General features: G+C 48.2%; 3 protein-coding genes. All 3 read left to right on the forward strand.

Going from position 1 to position 17,388, the window contains the following annotated elements:
• The first annotated feature begins 56 nt into the window (after positions 1–56).
• The 3 genes from ACOMG9_RS17170 to ACOMG9_RS17180 all read left to right on the forward strand — a co-directional run bounded on the left by ACOMG9_RS17170 (position 57) and on the right by ACOMG9_RS17180 (position 17,351).
• A complete protein-coding gene (locus ACOMG9_RS17170; RefSeq protein WP_448217794.1) occupies positions 57–4,745 on the forward strand; it encodes a hypothetical protein in 4,689 nt (1,562 codons plus the stop codon).
• Positions 4,746–4,996: 251 nt separating this feature from the next.
• On the forward strand, positions 4,997–10,204 hold the full coding sequence (locus ACOMG9_RS17175; protein WP_448217795.1) for a hypothetical protein: 5,208 nt from the start codon (positions 4,997–4,999) through the stop codon (positions 10,202–10,204).
• 28 nt (positions 10,205–10,232) lie between these two features.
• Positions 10,233–17,351 carry a hypothetical protein gene (locus ACOMG9_RS17180; RefSeq protein ID WP_494529155.1) on the forward strand — a complete coding sequence of 2,373 codons (7,119 nt, stop codon included), beginning with the start codon at positions 10,233–10,235 and terminating at the stop codon, positions 17,349–17,351.
• Positions 17,352–17,388: the final 37 nt, after the last annotated feature.

Consider the following 17,388-nt stretch of genomic DNA (forward strand, 5'->3'; position numbering starts at 1 on the left):
GGAGCGGGTTGTTCACTTTTCACAGGAATCAAAGTAATCAGCTTCGAGGTAGTAGGATGAAAAATACCTGCCCCAATGCATTAAGCTTTGCAGTGGCCCTGGCAACCAGCTTTTCCATCATGAGTACAGAGGCACTGGCCGTTCGCAAACTTCAGACATACGCCTATATTCTGAACACTGGAGATTTTCAGTTTCCTCGAAGTGAGGTCATGGTTCAGCCAACTTTAGGTGATGACCGGCAGCCAATACCCAAATCTGTTACCACCAGCTACCCTTATGAGCCTCCACCTTCAAAATGTCACCCTCGTATCTCTCCCACTATAAGCTTTTCAGCAATTCTTTATGGTATTGGTGACGGCGTTTCCAGTGTTGATCAGTTTGAAACAGACGAGGGTGGCATTGCTCAGAAATATACCAAAGTTCTTAAGGTAGGTGATGAAGGAATCTTCAGGTTCATCCACAACCTTGAAGAAAAGGAACTGGTCATTGAAGTCAGAGGCGGAATGACCGATCAGGATTCAGTTGCGGTTGCTCGTGGTAAATTATTTTCTACATCATTAGAACCGTTAACGAAAATCGCCAGCCCCGCGCAACTGTCTGACGTTTTGAAAGCTGCCGTTGCAAGAGCAGGAAACCTCGGCTCAAGTGATCACTTCGTTGCCCTTGCCACCATTGAAGTTGAAAAAGTTGCAGTGAATGAGCGTACCTTCATGCGTCTTATCGCTTCGGGCGATCAGCCCCCAGAACTGCGACGCCTGGGTCAATCACTCTTTGTCAATGATGAAGCCCTCCTGGCGGCTGCTGCCTCTGCCTACATACAGGTTCATCTCATGAAAGAGGACTTACAACAGCAGGCGCTTAACGAACTTTTGCTACACAACAAACCCGTCGGCTATGTTGTACACGTCGAGGATGACACACAGGTTTATCCTGTGCCTAAGGGTTATCCAAAGTTGGAAATAACAGAAGCTCCGGGGGAGGATATTATTTTCCATGGTCAGATGCAGCGTCCGGATGACGTCGCTTTTGTAGAAAAACTCATCAAACTCTGGGTAGAAGCTGAGGTTAATAATCGCATAGTCATAACAGAGCTTCTCAGAAATAAGATCAAAAGCTACGAGTTCGTCATCCGAAGCAGGCAGATGGCACTGCTGGAGGAGATTGTTGCACGACACGATATCGGCGTTAACAAAGATCAACCGACGATGTTTTCTAACGAAGATAAACTGGCGGTGCGTTCCCTTGCAAATTACGAATCCCTCCAGCAGGTATTGGCGCTGGCTGCTCCAGATAAACCATATCGAACACGTCGTCGTCCATTTGAGTTAACACTGGAAGACATCACAGCCGTTTCATCAATCATCACGCCAACCCGGATGTATGAGCAACTCGAAAAACACTTTGGCTTCAAACCCGTAGTTAAAAATCTCCTGATGAACCCGCACTTTCTTCAGCATATTCGGAAAGTGATGCCCGTTAGCGGCGATATCAAACCAGCGCAGATCGATCCCGAAAAAGACGAAGAGTTTACTTCCAGAGTGATGACCGACATGGCCAGACAGCTGCTTGAATTATCCAGGAACCTGGAAGACTTGCGGGCAAGACATGCCACACCGGGCATGAGAACAGAAGCTGAAAAAACAGCTGCAACCAAAGCTCGTTTTGCAACCATTGCCGCACATTTGAACATTGAGGACTTTGATAGTGATACAGATATTGACGCTCAGCAAGATCGCCTTATTCAAAAACTGGAGACAATGAAAGCTGAAGCACAAGATCTGCGTCAACAAATCAATCCTATGACCTTCCGACTCATTGTGGAGGATTTACACACCGTTACCAGGAAACATGCTCTGGCTCAGGTACTTAGCATTAATCCAAACGACAACACCGCACTATCAGACCGTGAAGCCGTAGAGTCAGCAGTATATACCAAGCTTAACAAGCTTAAATTTCTGGACACATATCTGGATTACGTCAGAACAGATCACTCCGAAGTTATACCGGGAGTCCTTAAGACACTGAGTGACGTGGAAAAAGCCCTTCAGATGACTGTTCCCGATGAAAATGATGATGTCTACCTTCGTCGCCAGAGCATTTCTGAAGAGCTGCAGGATTTCATCGGAAAAGCCAGACAACGGGCTGAGGAAAAGGCTCTGGCGATACTGAAAGCCATAGAAGAAATACTCGATATCAAAGTCAATGAAGGGGATGACAAAACAACAAGACTTATCAGGGTTCGAAGAATGTTTGACGGCGATGACCTCACAGATCATAGGCTGGACAGGATAGATAATACCCTCTGGGCAGATGAAAACGCAGCTCTGAACGGAAAGGATCTCAAAGTCGCGAAGTTTCTTGCCTATCTTCACTATAAAATCGGAGGCCCTGACCCGGATAAGCGAGCCAGAGAACAACAGACAGATCCGCTGGCAGAAGTAGAAGAAGCACTCAACCTGGACTCCATTGAACGAAAGGACAGAGCAACAAGGCTTGCCATGGTGCTTAAAATGATTAACCACCCTGACGCCGGAGAATACCTGCTGGGTGAGGTAGACCAGGCACTCTGGAAAGAAGACAGCAAAGCGCTTGACGAGAGAGGTCTCAGACTCAGGAAGCTTGATGCGAGCCTCACTTATAAAGTCGAAGATCCGTACCATGATAAGCAGGTCAGAGAACAACAGGCAGGGTTCATTGCAGCCGTAGAGAACAAGCTGCATATCCATCCTCTTGATTACGTGGCTGTCATAAACAAAGTCAAGGCTTTCACAGCGAAACTGGCCAGTGATCTAAGGATGAACTTTGACGAGGATACCAGCCTGTCTGACCAGAAGGATGCTTTAATAGCCAGAATTCAGACATTTCGGGATGAAATCAACGAAGGCTATGAAGATGAAACAGCCAGAAGAGTACGGAACAATGAAGTGGCCCGTCAACTGAACATTAAAGACTATAACGATGATGACAGTATAGACGACCAAAATAGTCAAATTAAAGCAAAACTCCAACAACTGGACGACAAAGTTATCAAAGGGGTTCAGCCAGATGTTAATGTGCGTATCCTGATCATTGAGAAAGAGCTTGACAGGCATATGGCTTGCCTGGGACCCAAACCCCAATACGTTCGTGAGGTAGCCACAACCGGACAAATATTGGAAGAAGCTGAAAGTGAGCCGGAGACCATTCATCAAAAACCAGAGGGTGATGATGGTATTGTTGGTGTGCTGCGAGAAGGTCTGATCAGCAAGGTTGAACTGGAAAAGTACCTAAAGGCCATCATAGGTGTTGATGGTTATCAGACAGTGGCTGAGTTTGAACATTTCCCTGGTTATAAACAGGGTGTCAAGGTGCCCGAGTTCAGGAAGGTTATTCAAATGCTGTCCGATGAGGGTGCTGAGCAATTCATTGAGATTGCCATTACTCCTGTGATCGTGACCGCAACTGACCCGACGGGCATGAAAGAGTCTGTTGACGGCATGAAAGAGTATGCCGCTGCTGTCATCGCCAACTACGTTCTGGATGATATTGCCTTTGAAAATAGCCGCAGAACGGCAGTATTTCTGGCCAATGCTCAGGAGACCCTGTCACCTTATGCCAATGCTGTCGGCCTGCCCGAATCAGAACTGATCCAGGCTATTCATGACACATTGATGCAGGCTCATGCCGCTGCGGTTGAGCAGCAGCTCAATGATTACTGGGTCAAACCTTCAGCTTTTCTGGTACAGGCTGTCACCTGGTACTACTCCAGCTACAAACCACTGCTGGTGAACACTAACGCCCGGCGGGCTGCCGAGCTATCCCTGTCAAACATGGCGTTCCTCTATCTTCTGGATCTGACCAACAGGGGTGATTACCTCCACAGGATGCTTACACCTTTCCAGCACTGGTTGGAACGTTATGGTGTTGATCCTGACCGAACCGACCAATATGCCTTTCACAGCAGCATTGAACAAATCTCTGAGGTGGGTGGGCTGGCCATGCCATTGGGTAAGGCAGCGTCCTCAGTCATTCTGCTGAGAACCGGCGCTTTGTTGTTTGCCAGACAATACAATGCCAATCCGCAGAGGTATCGCAGCATTTCCCGTCTGGTGCCTGAAATAGTGAAATCCATGGGTTCCGGGCAAGGGGTTCAGGTGCCACTTCTGCACAGGGTGACACCGCAAACAGTTAAAACGCTGGCCTCCGCCACAGCTGCTCTGGTGCTGGGTCCGGTAGCCACTGTTGGAGCATACGCCCATGGCCTTATATCCGGATTCACTTATGCGCAAACCTTTGGTTTCGCTCTGGCGTCGAGTCTCACTTTCGACTTCTTTATGAACGACAACAAGATGCTCACTCAATGGCTGGGTGGCCCTCTGGGCCGAAGTCTTGACAGGATTAACCGCTGGCGAGGCGTGGCTGAGTCTGACGATGACTATGTGAAACGCACGGCTATTGCCACACCTCAATACTTCAGTGAAACCGATAAAGAGTATGCCTACCGTTTTAAAGCCAACAACACGATGTATGGCTGGACACGACATGAAAATTATCTGCAGTTCCGTGAACGCCGGGATCGCACCCTCAAACTGTCTGAGAATAGCTGGGAGAAATACTTCGGGGAAAATGTACCTAAATGGTCGTTCTCCCATGCAGAAAGTATTCCTTACTCTTGCACTCTGGGTGCTTTCTTCGGGTCCGGGACTGCAGCGCCTGGGCAACCCCGGGCAACCGTAAAAGCAGCACCGGTTGGTCTTAAGAAGTGAGTCACAGCGTGGGAACGAGTTCCGGACATTGAACTTTGCCACTGAGAATTAAATTCGCTCAACAGCTTAGCGGATCTGCCAGTGTGAACTAAATTCTCTCAACGGCGTACAGAAACGGCCATGAGCGAACAGCCATGAGCGATTGACAGCCATGAGCGATTGACAGCTATTGGTTATCAGGAGTCGCTTACTCGCGAGGTGCGGTAATCACTTTTCACGATAGTCAAAGTACTCAGCACTGAGGTAGTAGAATGACAAATATTCGCCCCAATGCCTTAACACTTTCAGTGGCCATTGCAATCAGCTCTTCCATGATTGGCACACAGGCACTGGCGGATCGCAGGCTGCAGACAAAATCTGTCGATATTCATGGCAATGGACATGTAGAGTTCATCCAGAGTGAGGTCATAGTTCAGCCAACTTTAGACGACGACCAGCAGCCAATACCCAAATGCTTTACTACCACTTACCCTGATCAGACTGAAGTCAGAGCGGGTTATGACATCCCTTCTGAAGGTTTCACCGACGTCCTTTCCGGCATCGAGGGTGGCGTTTCCATTGTTGATCAGTTTGAAACAGACGAGAATAACGTTGCTCAGAAGTACACCAAAGTTCTGAAGGTCGGTAATGAGGGGGTTTTCAGGTTCACCCATAACCTTGCAGAAAGGAAACTGCTTATCGAAGTCAGAGACAGGATGACCCATCAGGATTCAATCAAGGCTGTTCGCGTTCAATCAGGCAACACGCAAACATTAGAACCGTTTACGAAAGTTGCCAGCCCCGAACATCTGGTCGGAGTGCTCAAAGGTGTACATGAAAGAGCAGGAAACCTTGGCGAAGTTGATAACTATGTTGCCCTTGCCACCCTTGAAGTAGACAAGGTTAAGGTGGGGGGGCGCACCTTCATGCGCCTTATCGCCGCAGGTGACCGGCCTCCTGAGCTGCAGCGTCTGGGTCAATCGCTTTTTGTCGATGAAGAGGTGCTTTTGGCAGCGGCCACCTCTGCCTATACCCAGGTTCATGTTCTGGGGGAAGAGATACAACAGCAAGCTCTCAACGAACTGTTGTCGTACCATAAACCTGTCGGCTATGTTGTTCACGTCGAAGATGACACACAGCCTTATCCTGTGCCTGAGGGTTATCCAAAACTGGAAGTGACTGAGGCTCCGGGGGAGATTATAGTTTTCCGCAGTCAAAAACAGAATCCAACCGATCTCGCTTTTGTGCAAGGTCTCAATGACATGTGGGCGCAAGAATCTGGCTACTGCCCCCCCTCTCAAGCAAAAACACAGATCAAAAAAGATAAGGTCAAAAGCTATCAATACATCATTAGAAGCAGGCAGATGGCATTGCTGGAGGGGTTAGCAGCAGTGCACGCCGGACTTGAAGAAGATGGAGAAATGACGCTTGCATACGACCATGATCTGATGACGCCGCTGTCACAATATGAATATCTCCATCAGGCATTAGCCAGTGCAAATTCAGATGGAGCGGATGAATTTGAACTCACAATAGGACAGATCAAAATCGCTTCGACGGTCGTCACGTCGACCTGGATGCAGAATCAACTCAAAAAATACTTCAGCTTCAAGTCGGCATTCAGAAATCTACTGACTAATCAGTTCTTTATTCAGAATATTCAGAAAGTGAGACCGGATGACAGTGATATCCTCCAAGTGCAGGCCGATGATCCCGGGGACGAGGAAGAGATCGCTTCCAATGTCTTGAGCGACAAGCCCAGTAAGCTGATTGAGATAAAAGTCAGGCAAGAAGAGCTGCTGGCAAAAGAAAGAGAGCTCACCCTGCTTAGAAACCAGTTAAAGCAGACAACCGATAAAACCAGTACCAGTGCAAAGGAACAACTAAGAGCACTTCAACTCAGTCAACAAATTGAAGATAAACTTATACAGTTTCATCAGGAGCTGGGACAACAGAAAAACCAGATACAAACACTTCAGAGGCAAGTCAATCGAATTCCAACACTGGAAAAAAAACTTAGTAACATCAGAGCGTATGCGTTACTGGCTCAATACTCTGTAACAGCATCAAGGCTTGGTATTGATGACTGGATTGACACCCTTCCACTGGAAGTGCAATCCAGGCGCATCAGTGAAAGAGTTAATGAAATCTTCAGAGTATACGCCGCAACAGAACAGCCTGATGAAGAAGCGTTAAAAGCCAAACCGGCGGCCATTGGCGGCAAGCAAGGTATCGCTCCGGTCAGTAAAAAAAATCTGGCTATCCTTCAGTCCATTCAGCAGCAGCTGCAACAAGCCCTTAGACGACCCGAGTTACTCGATTCGGAAAAACTGACTACCTTTGAAGGTCAACTCGGGATTACGAACAGCCAACATGACCCTTTAGAGCGTCGCCGTACCATTCTGCAGCACCTCAAGCATGAGGCCATTAAGATTTTTCAAACACATATTCAGAATCAACAAGAGCACCAGGAACCGAAAAAATGGTTACAGAAACTTCTGCAGGAAATCGAACAAATTACAGAATTGAAACAAGAGGCCCATGATGCCAGCGCAGGTGATCTGAAAGTTCGCAACGCTCAAATAGCAATAGAGCTTGGTATTGATTACTGGGATGTTACCCAGCCACTGGCAGAACAAGCCAGGATCATTAGAAAAAAAATTCTTGAAATCAAGCAATTGGCTGGCGCAACAGCACAACCTGATAAAGGAGCTGTAAAAGCAAAAGCGTCGACCAATGAAGACGATCTTGCCAGCCTTCAGTTCATTCGCCCGCCAAAGCAACAGCGACTGCAACAAAACGAAGAGCCAACTGATGGGGAAATCCGGGAAAGACTGGCTTTCTATGAGGGTAAGCTTGATCTGGTTCCGGAAAGCGAAGACGACCTTGAAGCTCGTAACCTGGGACTTCAGCAGCGCATCATGCAACTGTCAATTGAGATCCATCAACAAAATATTGAGAATCAGCAAAAGCTGGCAAAACGGAGCACCTGGTTACACTTTCTTCAGGAGGAAGTCGACCGAATTCCAATACTGAGAAAAAAAACTCGTGAAGTAACAGCTGCAGCCATACAGGATTACAACACTCAAATTGCAGCAAAGCTTGGTATTGATAACTGGGATGGTACCCAAACCCTCGAAGCACAAACCAGACTCATCAACCAGAAAATTAATGAAATCAAGCAAGCCGCTGCAGCCACATCAGCTACCGCAACTTTGATTATCCCAACACCGGTTACCGCAACAGCGATTGCCCCAACTTCAATTGCCCCAACTTCGATTGCCCCAACACCGGTTACCGCAACACCAGTTGCCACAACGTCGGTTGCCGCAACACCAGTTACCGCAACAGAACAGACTCAGATCCGGCAACTGACTCAGGAACAGGCCCGTCTGGAAGCTGAGATTGACGTCAGAGAAGCAGATATTGAGAGAATGAAGGCTGCCCTGAAGGTTGCCGGGAAAACCGTCGAAAATGATGGTGGTCCCTTCCAGTACACGCCGGGACAGGTAGAAGTACTGACCGATATGTACGACTTCATCCACCAGCACGCACTCAAGAAACAGGCTCTGGAAGCCGCAATGGGTCTGGCAGCGTCTGCAGCGAAAAGCGGTAAGGTGATACCCCAGCTTTCGACTTTCGATTTTGATGATGAATTTGCACCCATTCGCTTGCAGGCCATGGTCGGAAAAGATCTGACATTTCATCAGGCCAACCGGATTGTAAGAATCTTCAGGAACCTGAAAAGAAACTTCTCACCCTCCTCTTTCGAGCTAGTCGATGATCAACCTCAGAACGTCCTGGAAGAACTCGGGATTCTGGTGCAGAGGATCAGAAATGAGTTAGGCAAAGGGCCTCAACAATACGACGAAGTCATTAATGGTATGGGCAAAACAGCCATTCAATTCGTCAAGTATGAAGAAGAGGACCTGAGAAGCTTCATGGAATACTTCGCGACCCGTTCTGACAGTGGTAACAGGATAATAGCTCTGCTGCGTGAAGGTTTTATCAGCAAGGTTGAACTTGAAAACTACATAAAGGCCGTCAGAGGTGTTGATGGTTATCAGACAGTGGATGAGTTTGAACACTTCCTTGGTGATAAACAGGGTGTCAAGGTGCTGGAGTTCAGGAAGGTTATCCAGATGCTGTCCGATGAGGGTGCCGAGCAATTCATGAAGATTGCCATTACTCCTGTGACCTTGACTGCAACTGGCCCGGCGGGCATGAAAGAGTCCGTTGACGTCATGAAAGAGTATGCCGCTGCGGTCATCGCCAACTACGTTCTGGACGATATTGCCTTTGAAAATGGTCGCAGAACGACAGCGTTTCTGGCCAATGTTCAGGAGACCCTGACACCTTATGCCAATGCTGCCGGCCTGTCTGAATCAGAATTGATCCAGGCTATCCATGATACCTTGATGCAGGCTCATGCCGCAGCGGTTGAGCAGGAGCTAACTAACTACTGGATCAAGCCTTCAGCCTTTCTGGTGCAGGCTGTCACCTGGTACTACGCCAGCTACAAACCGCTACTGATAACCCATACCGCCCGTCAGGCTGCCGAGCAGTCTGTCATAAACATGTCATTCCTCTATCTGCTGGATCTGACCAACCGGGGTGATTACCTGCACAGAATGCTAACACCTTTCCAGCACTGGTTGGAACGTTATGGTGTTGATCCTGACCGAACCGGCCAATACGCCTACCACAATGGAATTGAACAGGTCTCTGAATTGGGCGGTCTGGCCATGCCATTAGGCAAGGCCGCTGCTTCAGTCATTCTGTTAAAAACCGGTTCCATATTGTTTGCCAGACAGTACAACGCCAATCCGCAGATGTATCGCAGCATTTCCCGTCTGGTACCTGAAATATTGAAATCCATGGGTTCCCGACAAGGGGTACAGGTGCCGCTTCTGCACAGGGTGACACCACAAAAAGTGAAAACTCTGGCCTCGACCACGGCCGCTCTGGTGCTGGGTCCGGTAGCCACTGTCGGAGCATACGCCCATGGACTTATATCCGGATTCACCTATGCCCAAACCTTCGGATTCGCTCTGGCGTCGAGTCTCACTTTCGACTTCTTTATGAACGACAACAAGATGCTCACTCAGTGGCTCGGTGGCCCCCTGGGACGAAGTCTTGACAAATTTAAACGCTGGCGAGGCATGGGTGAATCGGACGATGACTATGTAAAACGCACAGCTATTGCCGCGCCTCAATATTTCAGTGAAACCGATGACGAGTATGCCTACCGTGTTAAAGCCAACAACACAATGTATGGCTGGACACGACATGAAAATTATCTGCAGTTCCGTGAACGCCGGGATCGCACCATCAAACTGTTTGAGAATGGCTGGGAGAAATACTTCAGGGAAAATGTGCCTAAATGGTCGTTCTCCCACGCAAAAAGTATTCCTTATTCCTACACTCTGGGTACCTTCTACGAATGGGGTGACAAAAAGATGAGAAATTTTTCACGGTAATCAAATTACTCTGCTCTGAGGTAACAGAATGACGAATACTCGCCCCCATGCATTAAGCTTTGCTGTGGCCGTTGCAGTTAGCTCTTCCATCATAAGTACACAGGCACTGGCTGATTCAAGGTTGCAGATAAAATCTGTCGATATTTCGGACAATGGACAGGTGGAGTTTACCCAGAGTGTGGTCATAGTTCAGCCAACTTTAGGTGATGATCAGCAGCCAATACCCAAATCCTATACAACCACCTACCCTGATCAGGCTCAAGCCAGAGCGGGCTACGAGGTTCCTTCCGAAGGCTTCACAGACGTTCTTTCTGGCATCGAAGGGGGGGTTTCCAGTGTTGATCAGTTTGAAACAGACGACAATGACGTTGCTCAGAAATACACCAAAGTCCTCAAGGTGGGTGATGAGGGAGTCTTCAGGTTCACCCACAACCTTGCAGAAGAGAAACTGGTCATTGAAGTCAGAAAAGGTATGACCGACCAGCATTCAATTGCGGCCATTCGTGCTCAATCAGGTGACATCGAATCATTAGAACCATCAACGGAAATCGCCAATCCCACACAGCTGGCCGGAGTGCTGAATGGTGCCCATGGAAGAGCGGGAAACCTTGGCACAAGCGATCACTATGTCGCCCTGACCACCATTCCAGTTAGAAAAGTTGAAGTGAACGGGCGCACCTTTATGCGTCATATTGTTGCGGGCGATCAGCCCCCTGAACTGGAGCACCTGGGGCAGTCGCTCTTTGTTAATGATGAGGCTCTTTTAGCAGCAGCCACTTCTGCCTACATCCAGGTCCATGTTCTGGGAAAAGATATACAACAGAAAGCGCTCAAAAAACTGCTGTCATACCATAAACCTGTCGGCTATGTTGTACTCGCTGAGGATGACACACAGCCATATCCTCTGCCTGAGGATTATCCAATGCTGAAAGTGACTGAGGCTCCCGGAGAGGTTATTGTTTTTCACGGTCAAAAACAGAATTCGGCCGATGTCGCTTTTGTGGAAGGTCTCTATGACATGTGGGTGCAGGAATCTGACTACAGTCTCCCCTCCAGAGCATCAGCACAGATTAAAAAAGATAAGCTCAAAAGCTACCAGTACACCATTCGAAGCAGGCAGATGGCACTGCTGGAGGATTTAGCGGCACAGCGCAATGTCGAACCTGACGAAGATGGAAAAATGATACTTGCTTGCGAAGGCGAACTGAGGGCGCTGTCACATTATGAATATCTCCATCAGGCATTGACCATTGCAACTAAAGATGGAGCCGATGAATTTGAACTCACAACAGGACAGATCGAAGTGGCTTCCTCGGTTGTTACATCAACCTGGATGCATGATCAACTGGAAAAACACTTTAGCTTCAAACCTGCAATCAGAAACCTTCTAACGGATCAATTCTTTATCGAGAGTATGCGGGAAGTGATACCGGATGGCAGTGATATCATCCTGGCGCAGACCGATACTTCCGGGGACAAGGAAGAGTTTGCTGCCAAAGTCACGAGCGACACGCCCGAACAGCTGATTGAGATGAACACCAGGCAAAAAGAGCAGCTGACAAAAGAAAGCGAACTCATCCAGCCCGGAAACCAGTTAAAGCTTACAACGGAGAAAAACAGTAACAGTAAAAAGGAAACAGCAAGTGTGCTTAAACTCAGGCAGCAAACTTTAGGTAAACTTACACTGTTTCATCAAGAGCTGGAACGACAGAACAAACTGATACAAAAACTTCAGCTGCAAGTCGATCGAATTCCAACGCTGGAAAAAAAAACCAGTAGTGCCAAAACCCATGCCTTGATAGCTCAGTACGCCACAATGGCAGCACGGCTTGGTATTAATGACTGGGATGATAGCCTTTCAATGGAAGAGCAATCCAGACGTATCATTGAGAGAACTAATGAAATCTTCAGAGTATACGCCTCAACAGGTCAGTCTCATGAGGAAGCGGTAAAAGCAAATCCGGCGATCATTGGCGGCAAGTGCATTATTGCTTCGGTCAATAAAAAAAATCTGGCTACCCTGCATTCCATTCAAAGACAGCTACGACAAAATGCTAAACTGCCCAACGCTCAAGCTTTGGAAAAACTGACTGCCTTTGAAGGCCAGCTCGGCCTGGTGACGAATAACCGATGTACCCCTGCAGACCGTCGCAGGGCCATTCAACTGCACCTTATGCATCAGGCCATTGAGATTTTTCAAACACATATTCAGAACCCACAAAAGCATGAAGAACCGAAAAAATGGTTACAGAAACTTCTGCAGGAAATCGAACAAATTCCAAAGCTGAAACAACAAGCTCGTGATGCCAGAGCAGATGCCTTAAAAGTTCGCAACGCTCAAATGGCAATAGATCTCGGTATTGATCACTGGGATGAAAAACTGCCACCTGAAGAACAAGCCAGCATCATTAGACAAAAAACTCTTGAAATCAGGCAATTGGCTGCCTTAACAGAACTGCCTGATAGAGAAGCTTTGCAAGCAAAAACGTCAGCCATTGGAAGCAAGAGGCGTTTTGTCTGGGACAATAAAGAGGATCTGGCTGCCCTTCGGTTCATTCGCCCGTCAAAGCAACAGCGGCTGCAAGATAACGAAGAACTAACTGATGGGGAAATTCGGGAAAGACTGGCCTTCTATGAAGGTAAGCTCGATCTGGTTCCAGAAAACGAAGATGACCTTGAGGCCCGCAACCTGGGGCTTCAGCAGCGCATCAAGCAGCTGTCACTGGAGATCCATCAACAAAATGTTGAGAATCAGGAAAAGATCGTAAAACGGAGCACCTGGTTACGCTTTCTCGAGGAAGAAGTCGACCGAATTCCAGTGCTGAGAAAAAAAGCTCGTGAAGCAACAGCTGCAGCCATACAGGATTACAACAGTCAAATTGCAGCAAAGCTTGGTATTGATAACTGGGATGGTACCCAAACCCCCGAAGAACAAGCCAGAATCATCAGCCAGAAAATTAATGAAATCAAGCAACCCGCTGCAGCCACATCAGCTACCGCAACATTGATTGCCCCAACATCGGTTACCGCAGCACCGATTGCCCCAACATCGGTTGCCCCAACACCGATTGCCGCAACATCGGTTGTCGCAACCTTAATTGCTCCAACACCGGTTACCGCAACACCGGTTGCCGCAACGTCGGCTGCCGCAACATTGGTTGCCGCCAATTCCCAGCCTGTTCTATCTCTGGACAAGTCAAGACTAACCGTTGGCGATGTCTCGCAGAACCTGGCTGCCGTTGAAAGTCAGCTTGGTTTGGTCCCGGTCGACTTAGCAGACCTGGAAGCCCGTCAACAGGCCATTGAACAACACATTGAGCAGCTGAATAACCAGGCCCGTGCAGAGGCTGACAAAGCTGCTGCAATGAAGGCCGACTATACAACCATTGCCGTACATTCTGACATTGATGATTTTGATAGCAATGCAGATATTGACGTTCAACAAGTAAGTCTGGTTGAAAAACTGGAGGCAATGAAGGCTAAAGCGCAATCTCTGCGTCAACAACTTTATACTACGAGCAAGCAACTCGATGAGGAGTTTCTTTACACTGCTGGCAGAACAGCTGCTCTGGCTGAGGTTCTCGGTGCTGATCAGAATGACAACACCTTACTATTTGACCGCGCCGCTGCGGAGACAGCAGTCGTTATCAAACTTCTCAAGCTTAAATTTTTGGACACACAGCTGGATTACATCAGAACAGGCCACTCCGAAGTGATGCCTGAAGCCCTTGAGACATTGAGTAACCTGGAAAAAGCCCTTCAGATAAGAGCCCCTGATAAAAACGATGACGTGTATCTTCGTCGCCAGGCCATTTCTGAAAACATGCAGAGGTTTGTCAGAAAAGCCATACAACAGTCAGAGGAAAAGGCTCTGGAGATACTGAAAACCTCAGAAGAAATACTCAACATCAAAGTCAATGAAAAGGATGACAAAACGACAAGATTTAACAGGATTCAGAGAATGCTTTACGGCGATGATCTTACAGATCAGACGCTGGATAAGATAGATAACACCCTCTGGGCAGATGAAAACACAGCTCTGGACGGGAGGGCTCTCAGACTCGAGAAACTTCTCGCGCATCTTCACTATAAAATCGGAGTCCATGCCCCTGATCAGCGGGCCAGAGAACAACGGACTGATCCGCTGAGACAAGTAGAAGAATTACTTAAGGTCGACCTCATTGAACGGGATGACAGAGCGCTAAGACTTGCCAAGGTTATTAATATATTTGACAGCGATTCTGTCAGAGAACAGCTACTGGATCAGATAGAGCAAACTTTCTGGAAAGAAGACTGCAAAGCTATCGACGAAAGAGGCCTCAGACTCAAAAAGCTTGATGCTAGTTTTACTTATAAAGTCGCAGATCCTTACCATATTAAGCTGTTCAGAGAACTGGAGAAACGTTCACTTGCAGCCATAGAGCACCAGCTGAAAATCCCCCCTCTTGATTTCATTACTGCTTTAAGAAAAGTCAGGTTTTTCACAGCTAAACTGGCCAGTGACCTGATGATAAACCTTGACAGGGATGCCAGTCTGTCTGACCAGAAGGATGTCCTGATAGCCAGAATTCAGGCATTTCGGAATGAAGTCAACCAAGCCTATGACGATGAAGCAGTCAGGAGAGTCCGGAACAATGAAGTGGCCCGCCAACTCAACATTAAAGGCTATAACGATTATGCCAGTATAAACGACCAAAATAGTCTAATTAAAGCAAAACTCTTACAGCTGGAAGAAGAAGTTATCGACAAGGTTCAGCCAGACGTTAATATGCGCATCCAGATCATTGAGAACGAGCTTGACAGGCATATGGCTCTCCTGAGACCTAAGCCCCGATACGTTCTTGATCGTGAGGCAGCCACAGCCAGACGAGTATTGGAAGAAGCTGAAAGTGAGCTGGCGACTGCACATCAAAAACTGGATGCTATGGCACAACCGGACGGGGATGATGCCAGTGACAGCAAGATCCGGCAACTGACTCAGGAACAGGCCCGTCTGCAAGCTGAGATTGAAGTCAGGAAAGCAGACATTGAGAGAATGAAGAATGCCCTGAAGGCTGCCGGGAAAGCCATCAAAAATGATGGCGGCCCCTTCCAGTACACGCCGGGACAGGTAGAAGTTCTGACCGATATGTACGACTTCATCCACCAGCACGCGCTCAAGAAACAGGCTCTGGAAGCCGCAATGGGTCTGGCAGCATCTGCAGCCAAAAGCGGTAAGGTGATACCCTGGCTTTCGACTTTCGATTTTGACGATGAATTTGCACCCATTCGCCTTCAGGCAAAGGTCGGAAAAGATCTGACGTTTCATCAGGCCAGCCGGATTGTAACCGTCTTCAGGAACCTGAAAAGGAACTTCCCACCCTCCTCTGTCGAGCTGCTAGATCATCAGCCTCAGAACGTCCTGGAAGAAGTCGGAATTCTGGTGCAGAGGATCAGAAATGAGTTGGGCAAAGGGCCTCAACAATACGACGAAGTTATTAATGGTATGGGCAAAATGGCCATTCACTTCGTCAAGTATGAAGAAGAAGACCTGAAAAGCTTCCTGGAATACTTCACTACCCGTTCTGCAACTGGTAACAGGATAATAGCACTGCTGCAAGAAGGTCTGATCAGCAAGGTTGAACTTGAAAATTACATTAAGGCCGTCAGAGGTGTTGATGGTTATCAGACAGTGGCTGAGTTTGAACACTTCCTTGGTGATAAACAGGGTGTCAAGGTGCCGGAGTTCAGGAAGGTTATCCAGATGCTGTCCGATGAGGGTGCCGAGCAATTCATGCGAATTGCCTTTACTCCTGTGACTGTCACTGCAACTGGCCCGGCGGGCATGAAAGAGTCCGTTGACGGCATGAAAGAGTACGCCGCTGCGGTCATCGCCAACTACGTTCTGGATGATATTGCCTTTGAAAATGGTCGCAGAACAGCAGCGTTTCTGGCCAATGTTCAGGAGACCCTGACACCTTATGCCAATGCTGCCGGGCTGTCTGAATCAGAACTGATCCAGGCTATCCATGACACCTTGATGCAGGCTCATGCCACAGCGGTTGAGCAGGAGCTAACTAACTACTGGGTCAAGCCTTCAGCCTTTCTGGTGCAGGCTGTCACCTGGTACTACGCCAGCTACAAACCGCTACTGATAACCCATACCGCCCGGCAGGCTGCCGAGCAGTCTGCCATAAACATGTCATTCCTCTATCTGCTGGATCTGACCAACCGGGGCGATTACCTGCACAGAATGCTCACACCTTTCCAGCACTGGTTGGAACGTTATGGTGTTGATCCTGACCGAACCGGCCAATACGCCTTCCACAATGGAATTGAACAGGTCTCTGAAGTGGGCGGTCTGGCCATGCCATTGGGCAAGGCCGCTGCTTCAGTCATTCTGTTAAAAACCGGTTCCATATTGTTTGCCAGACAGTACAACGCCAATCCGCAGATGTATCGCAGCATTTCCCGTCTGGTACCTGAAATAGTGAAATCCATGGGCTCCCGACAAGGGGTACAGGTGCCGCTTCTGCACAGGGTGACACCACAAAAAGTGAAAACTCTGGCCTCGACCACGGCCGCTCTGGTGCTGGGTCCGGTAGCCACTGTCGGAGCATACGCTCATGGACTTATATCCGGATTCACCTATGCCCAAACCTTCGGATTCGCTCTGGCATCGAGTCTCACTTTCGACTTCTTTATGAACGACAACAAGCTGCTCACTCAATGGCTGGGTGGTCCTCTGGGCCGCACTCTTGACAAGATGAATCGCTGGATAGGCTTGGGGGAAACGCAAGATGAATATGAGCAACGTAACGCTATTGCCTCGCCTCAACGCCTCAATGAAACCGATGAAGCCTATACAAACCGGGCTAAAGCCAGCAACAGCATGTATGGCTGGACTCGACACGAAAATTATCTACAGTTCCGCGAACGCCGTGATCGCACCATGAAACTGTTTGAGAATGGCTGGGAGAAATACTTCAGGGAAAATATGCCTGAATGGTCATTCTCCCATGCAGAAAGCTTTCCTTACTCCTACACTTTGGGAGCTTTCTTCGAATGGCGACATGGCAATAACAAGAAAGCTTCTGTTCATGATAAGAGACAGAACCCCGCTGAATGCGTCATGCAACCAGCAACCAGTTACACCACTGAACGATGAAATACAGGTGATGGCTGCAGGTGTGAGCGTTTCCTCC

It is taken from the genome of Endozoicomonas sp. PH6C (genome assembly GCF_059322965.1).

Bases quoted from the DNA above. Each gene is read 5' to 3' on its own strand.
- ACOMG9_RS17170 (WP_448217794.1), top strand. From the start codon at position 57: ATGAAAAATACCTGCCCCAATGCATTAAGCTTTGCAGTGGCCCTGGCA.
- ACOMG9_RS17175 (WP_448217795.1), top strand. From the start codon at position 4,997: ATGACAAATATTCGCCCCAATGCCTTAACACTTTCAGTGGCCATTGCA.
- ACOMG9_RS17180 (WP_494529155.1), top strand. From the start codon at position 10,233: ATGACGAATACTCGCCCCCATGCATTAAGCTTTGCTGTGGCCGTTGCA.